21 protein-coding genes are annotated in these 19,543 nt (G+C 49.3%); 6 read left to right on the top strand and 15 right to left on the bottom strand.

What is annotated here, in order from left to right; translation table 11 throughout:
• Positions 1-5: 5 nt before the first annotated feature.
• The gene (locus tag BZG73_RS06985; RefSeq protein ID WP_101494480.1) at positions 6-977 is read left to right on the top strand and encodes an L-threonylcarbamoyladenylate synthase; all 972 of its coding nucleotides are present in this window, start codon (positions 6-8) and stop codon (positions 975-977) included.
• Here the strand turns inward: BZG73_RS06985 and BZG73_RS06980 are convergent.
• From BZG73_RS06980 to BZG73_RS06950, 7 genes are all read right to left on the bottom strand, one after another.
• Complete coding sequence (locus BZG73_RS06980) at positions 970-1,389, bottom strand: PaaI family thioesterase (RefSeq protein WP_052708130.1); 420 nt, start codon at positions 1,387-1,389, stop codon at positions 970-972. The genes BZG73_RS06985 and BZG73_RS06980 overlap by 8 nt on opposite strands.
• Positions 1,382-1,894 carry a NifB/NifX family molybdenum-iron cluster-binding protein gene (locus BZG73_RS06975; protein ID WP_158075279.1) on the bottom strand — a complete coding sequence of 171 codons (513 nt, stop codon included), beginning with the start codon at positions 1,892-1,894 and terminating at the stop codon, positions 1,382-1,384. Before BZG73_RS06975 ends, BZG73_RS06980 begins: the two co-directional genes overlap by 8 nt.
• 333 nt (positions 1,895-2,227) lie before the next feature.
• Positions 2,228-2,515 carry a DUF134 domain-containing protein gene (locus BZG73_RS06970; protein WP_074214694.1) on the bottom strand — a complete coding sequence of 96 codons (288 nt, stop codon included), beginning with the start codon at positions 2,513-2,515 and terminating at the stop codon, positions 2,228-2,230.
• Positions 2,516-2,628: 113 nt separating this feature from the next.
• Positions 2,629-4,077: a decarboxylating NADP(+)-dependent phosphogluconate dehydrogenase gene (gnd, locus tag BZG73_RS06965; protein WP_077667943.1), complete on the bottom strand. Its 1,449-nt coding sequence runs from the start codon at positions 4,075-4,077 to the stop codon at positions 2,629-2,631.
• 11 nt (positions 4,078-4,088) lie between these two features.
• Positions 4,089-4,814 carry a 6-phosphogluconolactonase gene (gene pgl / locus BZG73_RS06960; RefSeq protein WP_077667942.1) on the bottom strand — a complete coding sequence of 242 codons (726 nt, stop codon included), beginning with the start codon at positions 4,812-4,814 and terminating at the stop codon, positions 4,089-4,091.
• Positions 4,811-6,313, bottom strand: coding sequence for a glucose-6-phosphate dehydrogenase (gene zwf / locus BZG73_RS06955; protein WP_046075800.1), 1,503 nt, complete (start codon positions 6,311-6,313; stop codon positions 4,811-4,813). The genes pgl and zwf overlap by 4 nt, the downstream gene beginning before the upstream one ends.
• 221 nt (positions 6,314-6,534) lie before the next feature.
• Complete coding sequence (locus BZG73_RS06950) at positions 6,535-7,458, bottom strand: LysR family transcriptional regulator (RefSeq protein WP_077667941.1); 924 nt, start codon at positions 7,456-7,458, stop codon at positions 6,535-6,537.
• 223 nt (positions 7,459-7,681) lie between these two features.
• Here BZG73_RS06950 and BZG73_RS06945 point away from each other — a divergent pair, with 223 nt between their 5' ends.
• Positions 7,682-9,427, top strand: coding sequence for a glycoside hydrolase family 13 protein (locus BZG73_RS06945; RefSeq protein ID WP_077667940.1), 1,746 nt, complete (start codon positions 7,682-7,684; stop codon positions 9,425-9,427).
• 106 nt (positions 9,428-9,533) lie between these two features.
• Positions 9,534-10,958, top strand: a complete 1,425-nt coding sequence (locus BZG73_RS06940; RefSeq protein WP_158075277.1) for a sensor domain-containing diguanylate cyclase — start codon at positions 9,534-9,536, stop codon at positions 10,956-10,958.
• Positions 10,959-10,997: 39 nt separating this feature from the next.
• Here the strand turns inward: BZG73_RS06940 and BZG73_RS06935 are convergent, their stop codons facing one another.
• Both BZG73_RS06935 and BZG73_RS06930 read right to left on the bottom strand, forming a co-directional pair.
• Entirely contained in the window at positions 10,998-11,519 is a 522-nt protein-coding gene (locus tag BZG73_RS06935; protein WP_077667938.1) for a GNAT family N-acetyltransferase, read from the bottom strand.
• A gap of 113 nt (positions 11,520-11,632) precedes the next feature.
• Entirely contained in the window at positions 11,633-12,076 is a 444-nt protein-coding gene (locus tag BZG73_RS06930) for a hypothetical protein (protein WP_077667937.1), read from the bottom strand.
• Between the two features lie 98 nt (positions 12,077-12,174).
• Between BZG73_RS06930 and BZG73_RS06925 the strand changes: the two genes are divergently transcribed.
• Positions 12,175-12,618, top strand: coding sequence for a MarR family winged helix-turn-helix transcriptional regulator (locus BZG73_RS06925; RefSeq protein ID WP_077667936.1), 444 nt, complete (start codon positions 12,175-12,177; stop codon positions 12,616-12,618).
• 88 nt (positions 12,619-12,706) lie between these two features.
• Here BZG73_RS06925 and BZG73_RS06920 read toward each other — a convergent pair whose 3' ends face one another.
• Both BZG73_RS06920 and BZG73_RS06915 read right to left on the bottom strand, forming a co-directional pair.
• Complete coding sequence (locus BZG73_RS06920; protein ID WP_077667935.1) at positions 12,707-13,123, bottom strand: hypothetical protein; 417 nt, start codon at positions 13,121-13,123, stop codon at positions 12,707-12,709.
• Positions 13,124-13,243: 120 nt separating this feature from the next.
• Positions 13,244-13,603 carry a hypothetical protein gene (locus BZG73_RS06915; protein ID WP_077667934.1) on the bottom strand — a complete coding sequence of 120 codons (360 nt, stop codon included), beginning with the start codon at positions 13,601-13,603 and terminating at the stop codon, positions 13,244-13,246.
• 712 nt (positions 13,604-14,315) lie between these two features.
• On the opposite strand from BZG73_RS06915, the gene BZG73_RS06910 reads away from it, so the two are divergent.
• Entirely contained in the window at positions 14,316-15,395 is a 1,080-nt protein-coding gene (locus BZG73_RS06910) for a 3-deoxy-7-phosphoheptulonate synthase (RefSeq protein ID WP_077667933.1), read from the top strand.
• A gap of 98 nt (positions 15,396-15,493) precedes the next feature.
• Here BZG73_RS06910 and BZG73_RS16255 read toward each other — a convergent pair whose 3' ends face one another.
• The 4 genes from BZG73_RS16255 to BZG73_RS06895 all read right to left on the bottom strand — a co-directional run bounded on the left by BZG73_RS16255 (position 15,494) and on the right by BZG73_RS06895 (position 18,429).
• Positions 15,494-15,829: an ABC transporter ATP-binding protein gene (locus BZG73_RS16255; protein ID WP_327294685.1), complete on the bottom strand. Its 336-nt coding sequence runs from the start codon at positions 15,827-15,829 to the stop codon at positions 15,494-15,496.
• Positions 15,798-16,289, bottom strand: coding sequence for an ABC transporter ATP-binding protein (locus tag BZG73_RS16250; RefSeq protein WP_327294683.1), 492 nt, complete (start codon positions 16,287-16,289; stop codon positions 15,798-15,800). The genes BZG73_RS16255 and BZG73_RS16250 overlap by 32 nt, the downstream gene beginning before the upstream one ends.
• A complete protein-coding gene (locus BZG73_RS06900; RefSeq protein ID WP_274534125.1) occupies positions 16,289-17,239 on the bottom strand; it encodes a FecCD family ABC transporter permease in 951 nt (316 codons plus the stop codon). Before BZG73_RS06900 ends, BZG73_RS16250 begins: the two co-directional genes overlap by 1 nt.
• Before the next feature lie 161 nt (positions 17,240-17,400).
• On the bottom strand, positions 17,401-18,429 hold the full coding sequence (locus tag BZG73_RS06895) for a FecCD family ABC transporter permease (RefSeq protein ID WP_274532369.1): 1,029 nt from the start codon (positions 18,427-18,429) through the stop codon (positions 17,401-17,403).
• A gap of 154 nt (positions 18,430-18,583) precedes the next feature.
• Between BZG73_RS06895 and BZG73_RS06890 the strand changes: the two genes are divergently transcribed.
• Positions 18,584-19,516: an ABC transporter substrate-binding protein gene (locus BZG73_RS06890; protein WP_235606031.1), complete on the top strand. Its 933-nt coding sequence runs from the start codon at positions 18,584-18,586 to the stop codon at positions 19,514-19,516.
• The last annotated feature ends 27 nt before the right edge of the window (positions 19,517-19,543 follow it).

Below are 19,543 nucleotides of genomic sequence, written 5' to 3'. Positions count from 1 at the left end.
GGAGCATGTCGTTGAAAACGCAACTTCTCTCAGCGCAGTGTTCAACGGACCTAACACAAGCCGCCGAACTGCTAAAAGCCGGCGAACAAGTCGCGGTGCCCACAGAAACCGTGTACGGTTTGGCAGCGGATGCCAGCAATCCAGACGCCGTCGCGGGTATTTTTACCGCCAAGGGTCGACCCGCGAACCACCCTTTGATTGTGCATCTCGGTGACGTCGCATCGATTACCGAGTGGGCAACGCCGATCCCGGATGAAGCGTATAAGCTGGCGAATGCCTTCTGGCCAGGGCCGATGACACTGCTGTTGCCACGTGCCGAGCATATTTCACCGGTAGTCACGGGTGGATTGGATACCATTGGGCTTCGCGTGCCCGCGCAACCTGTGTTGTTAGACTTGCTCGCCACCCATCAGCTTGCTGTTGCCGCCCCGTCTGCGAACCCGTATAAAAAGCTCAGCCCCACCACGGCGGAGCAAGTGATGCATGGTTTAGGCGGAAAGATCGCCGCGGTGATTGATGGCGGCCCTTGCCAACATGGGCTGGAGTCGACCATTGTCGATCTTACCAAGCGTCCATTCCGGGTACTTCGCGCCGGTCCAATCACCGCCAGCGAGCTGAGCGCCGTGCTGGGTGAAACGGTCGACGCCCCCGAGCAGCACGACACCGTGGTGCCCGGCAATGTGGGAAGCCATTACCAACCCAATACGCGGTTGCAGATGGTGGCGGCAGACTTGTCTGATCTCTCTGCGCCCCATCCGGAAAAACGCGCGGCCTTGCTTCACTTTGGCGACGCCCCAACACGGGATGATCTGGTCTGCATTGCCATGCCGGATGACGCTGCACGCTACGGGCAAGCGTTATATCACCAACTTGCCCAAGCCGACCAACTCGGCGTCGATGAGATCTGGCTCGCCCAGCCTCCTCATGGCGAAGCATGGCTTGCCGTGCATGATCGCCTGCGCCGCGCCGTTAGCTAGTTTTTGACGCACGCATTCGCATAAAGCTTGCTGTTGCACTGGCACACACAGTGCCCGCAACGGTAAGCGTTGCCTCCAACTGACTCATTCCATGTTTCGCTTTTATACACCATGCTCGTACCTCCGCCTCAACGGCAACGGGCACTGGATGGTGATAGCGAATATTAAGTGACGCTGTCACACTTTGCGGGGCAAACAAGAAGGTACAATGGGTGAAAGCTGCATCTAAAAGCGTGGCAACCACCCCACCGTGTAGCTGATCTTGATACCCCTGCCAAGTGCTTTCTAACCATACTTTTGCGCTCACTGCAGTTTCATCGTCTTGGTAAAATCTAAGATTAAACAGCCCATTGTCACTACAAGCCACACACTGATGATGCGACCGTGGCGGCATCACACGTAATTCAGTCATGGCAACCGCAACCCTGTCCACTGGCGTGACCGCCTTTACCTTGCCGCTTACCACACCCTCGATGTTGATGACCTAAACTGCGGCCTTGCGCGCCACAGCCTTTCCCACGCTCTGAGTGACAAGCGGCGTTCTGTTGTTGTGGTTTTTGCTGCTTCATTCGCTGCAACGCCGGCCGTCCTTGACTCGCATCCGTAAGCGGTTGCCAGTACGCAGGCGACAACCACTGGGTTGGATTTAGGCGACCATTGGTTAACTGATAAACATGTAAGCCAGCATCAAGTAATCCCGCTAACGCATGCTCGCCAATATGACGAGTCACCACACGTGTTACTTGGTTAGCTTTCAGCATCGCTATCAAGGCGTTTTTGGCACCGCAAACTTCTGTTACACGTGGGTTGGCGAACTGAACGAGTGCTTGGCCATCATCGTCAAACAGCGCAAAGTGCTCGGCCTTCATAAAATGTCCCGCAGGGCGGTCTTGGTTCATCGCAATAGCAATTGTCATCTTCCGTTCTCTCTTTATATAAATAGCATATGCCAAAAATACGCTTGATTTGTGGCATATGCAAACTATTCTGTGAGAGAAAAATGAGGAAAGTTGCGTCAAGACATCGAGAGTATTCGCGTCAAACTGCAACGTCGCGCGACAGAATGCTTTTTCGAACACGCGCGCATCCTTGCTAAGCCGCATGATGAATGACAATAACTAAATGGAAGTATTGGTTTAAAAATACCTATTTTCACGGCAATCATTGACGTGAAATTACAGTTTAGTAAACCATAAAAGCACCTTGGTGAGTCACACGCAGCACAGATCTTGTTTTTGTAGATGGCTAACCTAACACGACTCTTCTGACTCAAACACCAAGGCTTTGCCTTCTACAAGGCAGGCGGTGGTTTTGGCGCGAGCGCGTTTAACCAGGTTGGCTAACGTTTGACGAGATACGCCCATGACTTCCGCCGCTTGCAGTTGCTGCATACCCTGATGATCAACAAGACGCATGGCTTCGAACTCATCCAGACCAATGGTCACCGTCTCAAGTTCACTGAGTGGAATGGCGTTGGGTTTAAAACAGTTGGTATGGGGTTTCCCGCAGATACGGCGGGGCATTTTAGGACGCGGCATAGGGTCTCCTTTTTTGCCTATGCTAAGTGAGTTTTTTGCTTATGCCAACAAAAAGGGATGCCGAAGCATCCCTTTTCTATTTATTGCGACAGGCAGTGACTTAGTCTGTCACGTTACACGTCGTACGTTGTCGAGGCGGTGTTACCACCCGTGCCTGTCCAGTTGGTGTGGAAGAACTCACCGCGCGGCTGATCAAGGCGCTCATAGGTGTGCGCACCGAAGTAGTCACGCTGTGCTTGCAGCAAGTTCGCGGGCAAGCGTGCCGTGGTGTAGCCATCCAAGAAGGTCAACGCCGATGTAGTACATGGCATGGGGATGCCCGTTTCCATCGATTTCGCCGCCACTTTACGCCATGCTGCCAAGCAGTTATCCAAGATCCCTTTAAAGTACGCATCTGAGCCCAAGAAGGCCAAGTTAGGATCCTTATCAAACGCATCACGGATGTTACCCAAGAAGGCCGAACGGATAATACAGCCACCGCGCCACATCAGTGCGACGTTACCGTAGTTAAGATCCCAGCCATTCTCGTTAGACGCTTCACGCATCAGCATAAAACCTTGCGCGTAAGAGATAATTTTTGACGCCAGCAGCGCTTGACGCAGCGCATCAACCCACTCGGCTTTATCGCCTTCAACCGGCTGGATGTGTTTTTCAAACAGCTTCTCTGCCGCGACACGCTGATCTTTAAGTGCCGACAGGCAACGAGAGAACACGGACTCAGAAATCAGAGTGAGCGGAATGCCAAGATCCAGCGCGTTGATGCCGGTCCATTTACCGGTGCCTTTTTGGCCTGCAGTGTCGAGAATTTTCTCAACCAATGGCTCACCGTCTTGGTCTTTATAGCCCAAAATGTCTGCGGTGATTTCAATTAAATAGCTATCCAGCTCGGTTTTATTCCAGTCGGTAAACACCTGCTGCATCTCGTCATGGCTCATGCCAAGGCCGTCTTTCATGAACTGGTACGCTTCGGTGATCAGCTGCATGTCGCCATACTCGATACCGTTGTGAACCATTTTCACAAAGTGGCCGGCGCCATCACGTCCAACCCAATCACAGCATGGTTCACCGGCGTCGGTTTTCGCGGCGATACCTTGGAAGATAGGTTTAACCGCTGGCCATGCTTCTTCAGAGCCACCCGGCATGATAGATGGTCCAAAACGGGCTCCTTCTTCACCGCCGGAGACACCGGCACCGATAAAGTGAATGCCTTTTTCACGCAGTGCTGCCACGCGACGGTTGGTATCTGGGTAGTTGGTATTACCGCCATCAATAATGATGTCGCCTTCATCAAGCAGTGGCGTCAGTTTGTCGATAAAGGTATCTACAACGGTGCCTGCACGAACCATCAGCATCACTTTGCGTGGTTTTTCGAGCTTTTCAACCAGCTCTTCTAACGAGTAAGCGCCAACAATGTTGGTGYCCTTCGCTGGGCCTTCCAGAAATTCATCGACTTTGGCCGCGGTACGGTTATGCGCCACCACTTTAAAGCCGTTGTCATTCATGTTGAGGATCAGGTTTTGGCCCATGACCGCCAAACCAATTACGCCGATATCACCTTTCATCGTGCTCTCCATTAATTCTGTTCTGGTAATTTTTTTGCTGCCGCGGCATCGAGTACCCATTCCGTGGTGCCTTTGGCACTACGGATATTGGCGGCAGGATATGGCAGTTGGGTAGGCTCGTGTGTGGCGATCTCATGCACGATCGCTTGCTTACCTTCACCCAACACCAGATAACTGATTTTCTTCGCCGCACGCAAAACACGGGCGGTTTTTGATACACGCTTTTGCCCCGATTCAGGATGCGAAGCCACCAGCACGAGCGCGGTATTGTCATACTGAGGATCGTGCGGGAACAGCGAGGCCGTATGGCCATCGCCACCGACGCCCAGCAAAATCCAATCAAACACAGGCGTGCCGTTTTCGCTTGGGATCAAGGCTTGCATTTCGGCACTAAAGCGGGCCGCTTCCACATCCGGATCGTCTTCACCCCGAATGCGGTGAATGTTCTCTTCCGGGATGCGAATCTGGCTAAATAGCAGCTTATTGGCTTCGCCGAAGTTACTCTCGGCATCATCCGGTGCCACACAGCGCTCATCGCCCCACCAAAAATGCAGGTTTTGCCACTGAATCGCATTGGCATAATCATCACTGGCTAAACGCTTAAACAGCATTTTGGGCGTGCTGCCGCCAGAAAGCGAAATGTGCACGGCACGATCTTGCGCGCTGAGCGCTTGCATCGCGTCGGCTAAGTGATTGACCACCGCGTCGGCATCATCAAAAATTCGGGCATTTATCATAATTCGCAGTATTCCGTGTCAGTCAGGTTTTTGCAGGGAAAGCGCCAAGCATGGCCATCACGCTCCAGCAACTGATCCGCTTCTTTCGGTCCCCATGTTCCGCAGGCATAGCCAAACAAGGCTTTGTCATTTTCTTTGTACTGCAGAATAGGCTCAACAAACTGCCAGCAAGCTTCGACCGCATCACTGCGAGCAAACAAGGTCGCATCGCCTTTGAGGGCATCTAGCAACAAACGTTCATAGGCGGTCAGCATCTGGGTTTCTTCCAGCGACGTATAATGGAAATCCATATTGACCGCTTTCGCGTTAAAGCCGGCACCTGGCTCTTTAAGACCAAAGCTCATTTGGATGCCTTCGTCGGGCTGAATGCGGATCACCAAACGGTTCTCAGGGGCATTTTTACCAAATACAGGATGCGGAGTTTGTTTAAAGTGGATCACCACTTCGGTCACGCGTGTTGGCAAGCGTTTACCGGTGCGCACATAAAACGGCACCCCATTCCAACGCCAGTTGTTGATAAACATCTTCAGGCCAACATAGGTCTCAGTACGCGAGTCTTCCGCCACACCTGGCTCATCACGATAACTAGGCAGTGGCTTACCACCCACGTGAGATTCGGTGTACTGACCTAGCACTAGGTTATTGTGTAAGTCGTCTTCAGAGAGCGGCTCGAGTGACTGCAACGCTTTGAATACTTCATCACGCATGGCGTCAGCATTGATTTGCGCCGGAGGCTCCATCGCCACAAGCGATAACACTTGCAACAAGTGATTTTGGAACATGTCGCGCACCGCACCAGACTGATCGTAGTAACCACCGCGGCCTTCTACCCCAAGGTTTTCAGCCCCCGTAATTTCTACATAGTCAATGAAGTTACGGTTCCAAAGCGGTTCAAACATCGCATTAGAAAAACGGAAAACCAGTAGGTTTTGCACCGTTTCTTTACCTAAGTAATGGTCAATGCGATAGATCTGATGCTCGGCAAAATAAGCATGAATGTCTTTGTCGAGCTGACGCGCGGAGGCTAAGTCATAACCAAACGGCTTTTCAACCACCAAGCGTTTCCAACCGTTGCTCTCATCATTGAGGCCATGCGCTGCCAGGCAGGCAGGAATAAAGTTATACAGCTTCGGTGGAGTCGCGAGGTAGAAAAGCGTATTGCGCTGAGTAAAGCCATATTGGTCAGAAAGCGCATCCAAGCGGCTTGTCAACGCACCATATTCGTTGGTGTCAGAGATATTAAATGATTGATAGTGAACATGCGCCATAAAGGCGTCGAGCGTGGCAGGATCGGTCTCTTCAAGCTCTTGCATGGAGTGACGTAGTTTATCGCGAAATGACTCGTCACTGTAGAAGGTGCGGCTTGCGCCTAGAATCGCGAAAGACGCAGGCAGCTGTTTGTTCGCATATAAGTGGTACAGGGCTGGGATCAGCTTACGGAAGGTCAGATCGCCAGATGCACCAAAAATAACAATACTGCTGTTTTCTGGAATTACCATCATCTTTCCTTTGATAATAAAGGTACTGCATGTGATTTGCGCCACAAATTAGCAGCGCTAAGGCCAAATTGGTAATTGGCGCTACCTATTGATTTCATCGATGTCACCACTGGAACACCCTGAATCGGCTAGCTAATCCCTACATTCGCAGCCAGCACGACACAGACAGTGTGCGACAAAGGCGACTTAGTCTAGCACTTTCTTAACCAATAAGCTTTACCCTAACTGGTATGACATGGCGAAGTGTCCATCTGATGAGCCGCCTCACACAGCTGCTGGATCAGCGCGTCGACTTTTTCATTCCGCTCATTGCGCAAGGTATATAAACCGACGTTACTTCTCTTACTCGGGTGAACACCCAACACTTTTACCCCCTGACTCGCCAGATACATCTGGGCTCGACTGGTATAGGGCATCACCGACTGAGTGTCGTGTAATAAGTCAATACCGGGACTGAGGGCATCAACATCAAACACCACTTGGTTGACGTGCGTCGTTGGGCTGATGGGGTTCGCCAGCAAATGCGCATGCCGGGCATGATCAGGCGTGACACGCATCAAAGGCCAATCACTCAGGCGCTGAGAGTCGATGCTGGCGGATGTGTCTGTGAGTAGCGGATGGTTATCAGCCACATAATAGCTTTCCGTATCCTGAAACAACGGCATAAAGCGCACTTGCTGGCTCGCAACCAAATCGTCAATTTCATGACCGATAAATACATCCACATCGCCACTGAGTAGCGACGCCATTAATGCCAAACGGTTACCGAATTCAATATGGACGGCACACTGACGATCCGCTTGATACTCAAGTACTGCCGGTTTGACAAACAAGGGCCACCACGCCTCCCCAGTGCCAAGCTTTATTTGTCCTGCTTCACGCGCTTGCAAAGCATGAATCTGGGCATGAAGCCTTTGCCGCTCGGCGTGCAGTGCCGTGGCATGCTGATAATAAAGCTCTCCTGCTGCAGTCATACTGACGCCGCGAGGGTGTCGAACCAACAGCGGGCACGCGAGACGTTGCTCCAGCTTTTGGATCTGTGCCGTCAATGAGGGTTGGCTGATCCCTAACTGCAACGCAGCCGCTTTAATACCACCCGCCTCAACCACCGCAATAAAGTAGCCGGCGACTTTTTCTACATCCATACCGCCCCCACTCACAGTTTAATGGCTTACTTTATAGCCTAATCAAGATACGTGATTCAATGATAACGCATATTTTTCATCTATTATCATCTTACCTATAGTCAAACGGTTATATCAACAAGCGTCACGCCTATTTTTCTTAGCACTGCTCGCGCGCTAGGCTGTTGGCCACATCTCAAGCTGAGGCTTTGAGGATTTTTATTGTCGATAAGAGGTAATCGGTATGCAGAACGCTTGGTGGCATGATGCCGTTGTTTATCAAATCTACCCTCGCAGTTTTTACGACACCAATGGTGATGGCATTGGCGATCTTAACGGAATTATCGAGAAGCTCGATTACTTACATTGGCTCGGCGTCAATGTGTTATGGCTATCGCCGGTGTATCAATCGCCGATGGATGACAATGGCTATGACATTTCCGATTACCGCGCGATCGCGCCTGAATTTGGCACCATGGAAGACATGACGCGCTTGATTGATAAAGCCGGCACACTTGGCATCAAAATCGTGATGGATTTGGTGGTGAACCATACCTCCGACGAACACCCTTGGTTCCAAGCAGCGCTTCACGACAAAAACAGTCCTTATCGCGACTTTTACATTTGGCGCGATGCCAAACCCGATGGCAGTGCACCCGATGATCAAGGCTCAATTTTTGGTGGCAGCGCATGGCAATGGGAGCCAAACACCGAGCAGTATTACTTTCACTTGTTCTCCAAACGTCAGCCCGATCTGAACTGGGAAAATCCCGCCGTCCATGACGCCGTGCATAAAATGATGAACTGGTGGATTGACAAAGGCATTGGCGGATTCCGCCTTGATGTGATTGATTTAATTGGCAAAGAAATCGATAAAGGCATTACTGGCAATGGCCCGCGCCTTCACCCACTGCTACAGGCAATGAATCATGCCACATTTGGTGGCAAAGACTTGCTCACCGTCGGCGAAACATGGGGCGCAACGCCCGAGATCGCCAAGCTTTACAGCGCACCGGAACGCAATGAACTCTCCATGGTGTTCCAATTTGAACACATCACCGCTACCTGGAAAGACGGCGATAAATGGCAGCCCGTGCCGCTGGATATCGCCGCCCTCAAACAGGTACTGTTCAAATGGCAACAAGCGCTGGCCGATAGCGGTTGGAACTCACTATTTTGGAACAACCATGATTTGCCGCGTGCCGTATCCAAGTTTGGTCACGACGGCCAATATCGGACCCGCTCGGCAAAAATGCTCGCCACCACCTTGCACTTGATGAAAGGTACGCCGTATATCTACCAAGGGGAAGAGATTGCGATGACCAATGTCGCCTTCCCGTCTATCGACGATTATCAAGACATCGAAACCCGCAATTTTTACGATTTACGCGTCGCGGAAGGTGTCGATCCCGACACCATGATGGAGGCGGTATACCAAAACAGTCGCGATAACGCCCGTACCCCAATGCAATGGGAGAACGCACCGCAGGCAGGCTTTACCCAAGGAACACCATGGTTACCGGTTAATCCTAACTACACCACCATCAATGTGGCACGGGCGACAGAAAATAGCGGCTCAGTGCTTTATCACTACCGTGAACTGATTAAGCTGCGCAAGCAATATCCATTGATCGTACACGGCCAGTTTGCGCCTGTGGAAGAGTCACACCCTAACGTGATGGCTTACGAGCGCTTCGACGATACCCACCGTATTTTGGTAGTCAGTAACTTTAGCGAGCAAAAACAAGCCATCACTCTCCCCGAACACTGGCGCGATAAGGACTTAACCTGCCTCAGCTACAACATGGATCCGGTCAAACAGTTAAGCACAACCTATAAACTGGCCCCTTACGAGTCGTTTGCGGTGATGCAACAAAAGAGCGCCCAGTCTACCAATCACATCAAGACGCTACGATCGCGCCTGCCGACAGCTGCAGGCGCGCGTCTATTCAGCCTTGTCGACAACCGAAGTAGCGGCTCCTATAGTTAAATTTGTGAACAAAGGAGCAGTGTGATTAGTGTCCAACCGAAAGAGCAGTCTGATTTTTTGTGTGGTTTTTTGCTTGCTTCTCGGTGCAGTCGCAACAATGGGCTTAATGCGCTCGTTACAACAAGAAGAAGATAAAGCCCGTGGGCGCGTCGAAGGCGTGAGTTTTTTGATCGCCGAATGGATCGAAGGCTCATTTCAAATCACCGACTATTTATTAAGAGATATACTAGGGCATGTTGAGCCTGAGGATCTCGTCTATCCGCCCAAAGATTTGCAGGCACATCAGCAACTAACGGCGCTTGTGGTCTCCAAAATGAACACCGTCCCTAATGTCATTCTCGCCGGCCTTTTTGATCAAAACTGTATCATTACCCATGCGAATAGTGACGAACTAGGGTGGGATGGAAGTCACCGAGACTATTGCCGAGCACTACGCGACTTCCCTGATCGAGATACATTTGTCTCCAACGCGTTTAAAAGTACGACCGGCCCACTAAACATCACACAGACGCGTGAGCTTTTGCCCGAGCAGCCAGGCTTCAAAGGGTTTGCCGCGGTGGGCGTTGATCTCACCTTTTTCTCTAAATGGGTCGAGCATATTTCCATAGATCCCCTGGATGTGGTCGCTATCACTGACAAAAACCTTCGATTATTGGCAAGAAAGCCCGCTAAGCCGGAAACCTTGGGTAAACTCATTGATGATCCTATCGTTGAGGCTTTTATCACATCCGGGCAAACCGACAAGAGCTTTCGCGCCACCTCGCCAATAGATGGCGTGCCACGTTTATTCAGTATTCGTAAAGTCGAGGGGCTCCCCTTTTATGCCGTAGTCGGGGAAGCAGACCAGCATTGGCAGGCGGATTGGCGTCATCAGGTGAGAGTCGCTGTGGGAGCGCTGATTGTGTTGTGGTTACTCGCCTTATTTACACTTCGCACCTATTGGGATCAATTAAACTACCTTTCCGAGCTCAAAATTGCTCGTGACAAGCTTGAAACGCTGAGTATTACCGATGCCCTCACTGGCTTAGCGAACCGCCGCCGCTTTGATAACGTGCTCGACGGCGAATATCAACGGCTCAAGCGGATAAACGCCTCTATGTCGCTGATCATGATCGATTTAGATTACTTTAAGCACTTCAATAACACCTATGGTCACTTGGCAGGCGATAGATGCCTAAAGGCAGTTGGCGAGGTGATTCAACAAAGCCTCAAGCGTCCACAAGATTTGGCCGCGAGATATGGTGGCGAGGAATTTAGTTGTATTTTACCGGAAACCCAGCATGCAGACGCCGTATCGATTGCGATGACGATTAAAGCGTCGATTGCAGCACTCGGTATTCCCCACAGCAGATCCAACGCCGCTCGTCATGTTACCGCTAGTTTGGGGGTTGCGACCATTGAGTGTACGCCAGACATCTCGCCTGACTATCTTGTCCACTTGGCGGATCAACGCCTATATTGGGCCAAGAACAATGGACGTGATCAGGTGGGATTTGAGCCACGCCCAGCACACAACACAAAAAACGACTAACCCCCTCTTACGCGGCATAAGCTACTTATACCTATGGCATTAATACCTATATCCAAGCCAATCCATATGCCCCGCAGGCCATGATTTATCTTTCATCGGTTTAACGTACAATTCATCAACATACTCGACCGCAACGCCATAATTTGTATGTTCATGGATGCGTAGCCAAGAGGCATGTGACTCGACGAGCTGAAAGCCATTGGCCACATAAAAATCGTGCAGCTCAGAAATAAGAATAATGAAATCAACATCTTTATCTCGCGCATAGTCAGTCAGTTGCGCCAGCATACCCGAGCCTATCCCTTTTCTTTGCCAAGCGCTGTCGATGCAAAAATCACTCACGCCTAACACTTTGTATACCTCACCACCGACATTCACTACCCTATAATCCAGCCCCATATAACCAATCAGTTGATTGTCGTGGTACTGCAAAGCCCGCATATGCAAAAGCTGCTTATAGTAGGAACGGGAAACTTGATGGTCAGGAAATGCCTTGTTTCTAAGCGCTTCAATAGCCTCATGCTGCGCTTTCGACACCTCTATTTCTAGGTAAATATCCATATTAAACTCATAGCAATAATAAACAGGATAGCCTGATTACTATCACATCCTCCATATCTATGTTGTAAAGCGCCACCTCTGCATGCTTTTTTTGGCATTCCCTCTTTCGGGGACTAATTGCGGAACCTATTAGTTAACCTAAAACCATCTCTCATATTCTTCCCTAGCAGAAGCAAGTTGATTGCACCCGCAATTAGCTCGATCAATTGTACTATATAAAAGCGGGTACCAAGTCCCCCATTAGACGCCCAGCTATCGAGCAAGAGCGCACACGGCACAAGCACCAACAGACCGTTGAGCGCGATAAATGGCATTCTTTTTTTCTTATTCTGTATCAGCCCGCCCCGATTGCCTTTTGTCTTAGCTAACACAAAACCACTGCTGCCTGCGACAACGATTGATGGAACAAGAACAAACAACCCTGGCCAAACAATCAGACTTTTCGCTGCTTCAATCGCCATCGTGCTACCAAAAAGCTCAACCAAAACCGTGGTGCAGAAAAACGTGGCAACACACAAACTAGCAATGATTGCCGCAAGACAGTGGATTAGGATCATTTGATTTCCTTAAATCTCATAAATTGGTAATATGTTGTCATTATGGTAACTATCATGCATATTGTCAACATGCTGTCAAATTGAGAAAAAAAGAGCATATGTCCACACTTCAAAAAAGTCACGTTTTCACCGATATTGTTCTGGAAGTATTTAAATTAGGGGGGAGTCTCGTCAATGCGGGCGACCAAATGGGCGCTGAGTACGACATCACGAGTGCGAGATGGAAAGTTCTAGGCGCGCTTTTCTTAGCAAACAGTCCACAAACAGTATCGCAAATAGCGCGAGCAATGGGCTTAACACGGCAGGCGGTTCAAAGATTAGTTGATGCCATGCACAACGATGATCTATTGCAATTCAGCGAAAACCCGGATCACAAACGCGCTAAATTGGTCAGTCTCACCGAAAGTGGAAGAGCAGTCTATGCCAAACTCGATAAAAAGCAATTCCAATGGGCGACCGAGTGCACAAAAGGTATTACCCAAGCAGAACTCGAAACAACATTGTCAGTACTAAAAAGAATAGAAAAGACTCTCGACCACTAGCTTGAGGCGTATGACTTAGGTTTATGAGGATATATAATATCACTCACAATATGACGACTAATCATGACCCTTCGTGTTCGTCAAACTATCAATTAATAGAGTCATTTTTTATACCTTCGCAGTAAGCGACTATTTCTTTTTTATCCTCTTCGGAAAAATAACCTAAGGGGATTTTCTTTGTCTTTTGCTTTTCGCCCTCTTTAACGGTCAAGATCACAACATTGGACTCTACTTGCACATCCGATATATCTTTGTTAAAAATTGTATCTCTAGAGCGAAGAGCTAATAGCTTTATTTCCATACGGTCTTGATAAAACCTTAAATGATCGATGCTATTATTGGCAACTGACATTAAGATAAATGACAAACCGCCCAAAGCTGCGACAAAGACATTTAAGGCTATACCTGCAGCAATCATCAGTCCACCTATCACTACCTGCGCGATAAAATTCTTACGCGAGAACTGAACCACTTTAATCGGACTCTCAGTAATTTCATTAGTCATTATATTTCCTATAATAAAGCAAAGTATTTAGTCGAAAAGGTTATCAGAAGTAAAAACAGTCTAACCAAAGTGTTTGATCTGGTTGTATGTTTTGGTATGGCTCGTGGAAGATAACCTTTCCTATCTACAAGTGTCTTTTCGATCACTATCTAGAAGAAGTGTTTTTTCTGTAAACCAGTTTTTGGTGAAACTATCGACAGGGAACAACTCTTTACTGTCATCAGATACTTTAAAAGTGAACACACCATTTGACTTCAGAACAACGAATCTTTCATCGTTCTTAGTCGTCATTTCATAGTTTCGAGGTGACATACCTGCATATGCTTTACCATCTTTGCAGAAGACCACCTCTTCCATAAGAGAGTCTTTTTCTTGATTGATATAAACACCCTCTAACCATTCTTGCGCATATGAAGCGTTAGCAAACAGGCTCACCACCAACAAAAAACACCCTTTTTCACACAGACTTTTTTTGTTCATTCTATTTAGATCCTAAAGACGTATTATAAAAATTAAACGACATTGGGCTGAAGCGTTCATTTATAAGCATAAATCACTGAATTTATGCGCATAGAAATATACCTCCAAGTAAAAATACTGTCAACGTGAGAACCTGAGCCAACACCAATAAAAGACAGCTTAAAATATAAAGAAATGAAAGGCGCGCTAGTTAGTGAAATACCCTGAAGGCCTTGATACCAGTGAGGCTTAGAATCAAAATTATCACGCACCTGCTTTCGCTAGAGAAATAAAAAGGCTAATACCACAGCCTATTCATTGCTAGAAAAACCATCAAAACGGAACACACTCCTCACAATAAATGTCAAAATTATCATTAGCTGCAAACGAGAGTGTTGCACTTCGCGGTTGAATCCCCGACTGACTGTTATGAATTGCATTTTTCGCTTTAGAGCGAAGAGTTGCCAAGAAAAGGGGCACTTCAGCGCTGTAGGATAATGTAGGAAAGCAACATCGCTGAGGCAAATATTTGCTCTTTTATCGCTGATGAGTTTGTGTATAATCAAACGCGAATAGATATCATTTCATCAGTAACACTTGTTTGAGACCGCGAGCGCGGTGAGCATATCTTGATGATAATTATAACAATATAGATTATTTACCCATTAGTCTGTAATGGCGCTTTGAAGCACAAGAGTGGTGTCATCTCATGATGACAAACAAGGAACAAATAATGGCTATTGACCCTTCAGTGATCCGCGCCCATTCGTGGCAGGCACTGCCTAAACCGGCTGCACTTGCAACCGACATCCCCTGCCCAGACACACTAAGCGAACACATTGATCACTCTCGACGTACAATAAGAGAGGTTTTACATGGTCGCGATGATCGTTTGTTGGTCGTTATCGGCCCTTGCTCAATTCATGATCCAGCGGCAGCGCTAGAGTACGCCAAGCTACTGGCTCGTTATGCCGAGCGCTACCAGGATCAATTGGTTGTAGTGATGCGAACCTACTTTGAAAAGCCACGGACCTCTGTTGGTTGGAAAGGATTACTGTTTGACCCCGATTTGGATGGCAGCGATAAAATCGGCAAGGGGCTTCAGCAAGCTAGAGCGTTGCTGGTTGATATCAATGCGCTGGGGCTACCAACTGCGACGGAGTTTCTCGATACCACCAGCTTTACTTACCTCGCTGATTTAATGAGCTGGGGCGCCATTGGCGCGAGAACGACGGAATCTCAACCCCATCGTCAGCAAAGCTCTGGACTCCCTTGTCCAATCGGGTTTAAAAATGGCACTGACGGAAATATTGGTGTGGCGATGGATGCCATTATTGCCAGCAACCACTCCCATCGTTACACCGCGACAGGTCAAGATGGACAGCTTTATGCGGTGAACAGCACCGGTAACCCCGACTGTCATTTAATTTTACGAGGTGGTAAAGCCCCCAATTACAGCGAAACAGATATCAGTAATGCCTTGCTACAACTGCAAGACAAAGGAATAAATACAGGCTTAATGATCGACTGTAGTCACGGCAACAGTCTGAAGCAATTCCAACGCCAGCTGCTTGTCGCCGAAGAGCTATGTCGTCAGATTAGCAAAGGAAATCATGGCATTAACGCCATTATGGCGGAAAGTTTCCTGGTTGAAGGTCGGCAAGAGATATCGAAAGAGATGACCTTTGGGCAATCAATCACAGATGCTTGTCTCGGCTGGAAAGATACTGAGACCATGCTAGACATGCTCGCCACTGCCGTTAATGTTCGCCGTCAAAGACACTCGGATCCTTTAGTCGCCAACGCATGCTAGAGGCGTAGCCGTACGACCGCAAACGCGCGTTTGATTGACCACTGCCAGCTTCAACAGCTGGCTTTCATTGTTCGCCAATCTACTCGTGAAAACATAAATTAATCAGTGCTATACGCGGCTTGACGCCGTGGGACGATGACCGGGGCATCATCGAAAGGCGCATTGAGAATATCCACCTGGGTATTGTAGAGCTTATTGATCATCGGCTCAGTGATCACATCCGTCACTGGCCCTGTCGCCACAATACCTTGATCACCTATGGCGATCAGTTCATCACAGTAACGCGCCGCCGCCGCAAGGTCATGGATAACTAGCACCACGGTTTTACCCATCGCCACCATTTGGTGAATGCTCTCCATCACTTCGATTTGATGGCCAATATCTAATGCGCTGGTCGGCTCATCAAGCAGAATAACCTCTGTGTTTTGCGCCAAAATCATTGCTAGCCAAGCCCGTTGACGTTGCCCCCCCCGATAAACTTGTCATGGGTTGCGTGAGCAAACCATTCAATTTCATTTTACCGATGGCGTTGCTGACTTGAGTCGCGTCTTCATCACTCCATTGATTGAACCAACCTTGGTGAGGATGTCGCCCGTACTGCACGAGCTGTTCAACCGTGATCCCAGCCGGACTGATCGGCTGCTGGGGTAGAAATGCCAGCGCTTTGGCCAGCGCTTTCATCGAATAATCCGACAAGGGTTGTCCGTTCAGAGTAATCACGCCTTGCTGCGGCACGAGGTGCTTAGCCATCATCTTGAGCAAGGTAGATTTGCCACCCCCATTCGGGCCAACAATCCCCACCAACTTGCCTTTACTCAAGTTGAATGAAACATCTTTGAGGATCGTTTTTTTCTCATAAGAAAACCCGACACCTGTCATCGATAATGCTGTCATTAATCTGCCTGCCCTTTATCTCGCAGTAAAAACACAAATAGCATGATGCCACCTAGAATACGGGTCATGATCCCTGTCGCGACTTCGTGGGGATCGGCTAAGACCCTGACCAATGTATCGCTCACCAAAAGTAGCAGCGCGCCGAGTATTGCTGCTGTCCAAAGTGGGACGACACGCCCCTTAAGTAGGTAAGTCGCAATAATAGGCGCTGCCATGGCGATAAACACCACGGGACCACCAATTGCGGTTCCCAACGCGGCAGTCACAATCGCTAACAGTAGAATGGCTATCTGCACACGGCTGATGTTTACCCCCAGGCTCTGGGCAGTAGGAAGACCCAGCCGCAGCACATCCAACTGTCGGGAAAAGTAAATCACGGCCGGGGTCAATAATAGTAATAGGCACGCCACCGGCACGCTAACACTGTACCCCTGACCCACAAAGTTTCCCATGGTCCAAAAATATACACTGCTGACATGCACAATGGACTCCGTCGACATCAGAAACTCACCCACAGCCCGCATGAGCTCAGAAACACCAATACCAATCACCACAAACAGGTATCCTTGCTCTCCAGGGTGTCGGCACAATGTATACAACATGAATGCAGCAAACATTGCCCCCAAGGGAGCCGCCCACCATGGCCAAGCTCCCAATGTGATATAAAGGGTAAAAAACGTGATGGCTAATGTCGCCCCCTCATTGACACCGACCATATCAGGGGTTGCAAGCCGGTTGCGCACTAAGGTTTGGATCATACACCCCGACAAACCCATCGCCGCGCCAGCAACTAACACCGCAACCACACGCGGCAGGCGAATGTTAAACACCATGATTTCTGCCATGCGACTCGACTCGCCGAATAAGGATTTAAACGCCAGCCAGGGCGTCAGCTTGGCCGAGCCAATACTTACAGCCAGCAAACTCATCACTATAAGGATCAGCATCATTAGTATGCTTATGCACAACGCTCGGCGTTCGATAAGCATTGTGTAATGACCAAACTGCCATAGCCATTTTCCGTTTGGTATGTGGCGCGGCGTTTGATTGCTTGATGAATCGTCCGCTATTTGCCGAGCCTGAGTAACCATTTTTTCCATACTACTTGCTCCTACTTAACGGCCAGCAATGCGCGAAACCCGCCACGTCGAACCACACCAATCAACACCGGCGCGCCTATCATTGCCAACAACACGCCACTTGGCATTTCATAAGGCTGAATGATCCAACGCGCCAAGATATCGGCAATCAAGATAAAACAAATACCGAATAGCGCCGAGAAGATAACCTGGAGAGACAAGCGAACGGGCTCGACCATGCGGGCACAATAAGCGGCTAGAAAACCAACAAAGCTGATCGGCCCAGCCACAGAAATAGCGCAAGCGGTAAACAGAGTAGACGCCAGTAACACCCCCACTCGCACCCAATAGGTATTAATGCCAAGCGATTGTGCCTGCTGCTCGCCAAGCTGCATCATGGTGAGCTGACGCGCCAGTAAGAATGTCAACGCGATGGCAGCGAGCATAAAGGGAGAGATCAGCATCATCGCCGTCATGTCCGCAGCCGCCAGCGAGCCGAGGTTCCAAAACCGAAACTGATCTAAGACCACTTGGTTTGACAGTAAAAGGTAATTGGATACCCCTCCAAAGGTGGCATTCATCGCGACCCCGACCAAAATCAGCTTGAGTGGACTGGACTTCCCCACCACTTGGCTAACAAGTAAGACCAACACATTGCCCGCCAACGCGCCTAATCCAGACCAGACGAGATATCCCAATGCAGATTCGACGCCAAAATAAGTCAAGCCGGTGACCAACCCTAGCACTGCGCCGGCATTCACACCCAGCAAGCCTGGCTCTGCCAGTGGGTTACGGGTCGCGCTTTGGAGTAATGACGCCGCCAATGATAAGCTAACACCGACCAACAATGCGCACAGTGTGCGTGGCAAGCGTAGGGTGTCCATCACCATTGTCATATGTTCTGACGGATGCATTGAAGAGGATGGGATGATTGCAGACAAATAGTACGCAAAAGCGTCTGCTGCGCCATACTCCCCTGCTCCAACCGACATTGATATCATCGAAAAAAGACAAACACTGAGAACACCGCCCCCTAACCAGGCGAGGTGAGATTTCGACACGCTTGCAACTCCTTGTATCACAACGATGTCGGGCATGATATCAACACCCGTTTTCTGATAACAGAATTAAATAAAAATAGTTATCAGTCGCCTTATTAGGTRAGATTCACCAGAATTTATTCATTTCATTGGACATATAATAAGGAGCATTAWTTTGCTGAGAAGCCTTTTTACGGCCCTCGCTCTGTTCTGCATGGTGAACCAAGCCAGTGCCGCCGAAACCCGTACAGTCGAGAATGCGTATGGAGAGCGTGTTGCGATCCCTGCACAGCCTAAACGCATCATTACGCTAAGCGAAATCGACTTAGATACCACCCTCGCGTTAGGCCTCACCCCAATTGGTACGGTCAATGGCCGCGGCCAGTCGTCTTTACCTCGATATTTAAAACCTGTCATTGACGATGAAATCCAGGTCGTCGGTGGGCTGTCTCGGCCAAACTTAGAAAGCATTCTAGAACTGGCGCCAGATTTAATCTTAACCGCGCCCAATCGACCTGAAGTGATTGCGCTGCTAAGCGAAATTGCACCAACAGTGGTCACATTTGACTACGGTGAAAATTGGAAAAAGGTATTTAAGCGCACTGCGACTATTCTAAACCGTCAAACCGAAGCCGAAGCCTTTATGACGCGCTACCACGCCCATGTGAAAAAGACAAAACAAGCSATTGGCGACAAACTGGGGCAAACCATCAGTGTCGTGCGCTGGAATCCGAAAGGGCCGGCGTACATGTTCCGGGATTCTTTTGCCAGTCAGGTGATCGCCGATGTTGGCATGAAGCGCCCGAGCGACCAGCAGGATCCAGGCCATACCCATTCCATGTCACTGAGCTTGGAAGCGCTTGATGTACTAGATGGTGATTGGATGGTAATCGGTACACTCAGCGCGTCTGGTGACGCGGTTGACGCGATGAAACAAGCAGAAAGCACCCCAGCATTCCGCCAACTAAGCGCCATTGAAGCAGGTCGCTTTGCACCGGTTGATGGTTCGTTGTGGACTTCAGTCGGTGGTCCACTCGCTGCACTTAAAGTCATGGATGATATTGCTGAATTGGTCAATAAGCCCAACGCTGAGCCACTGAGCGAATAAACGTCGTGTTACCGTTTGAAAAACCGC

This window comes from Salinivibrio siamensis, assembly GCF_001996005.1.
In the GTDB taxonomy this organism is placed as follows: Bacteria; Pseudomonadota; Gammaproteobacteria; order Enterobacterales; family Vibrionaceae; genus Salinivibrio; species Salinivibrio siamensis.
The sequence above is the reverse complement of the archived record's forward strand: the minus strand, read 5'-3'. Positions and strand labels throughout refer to the sequence as shown.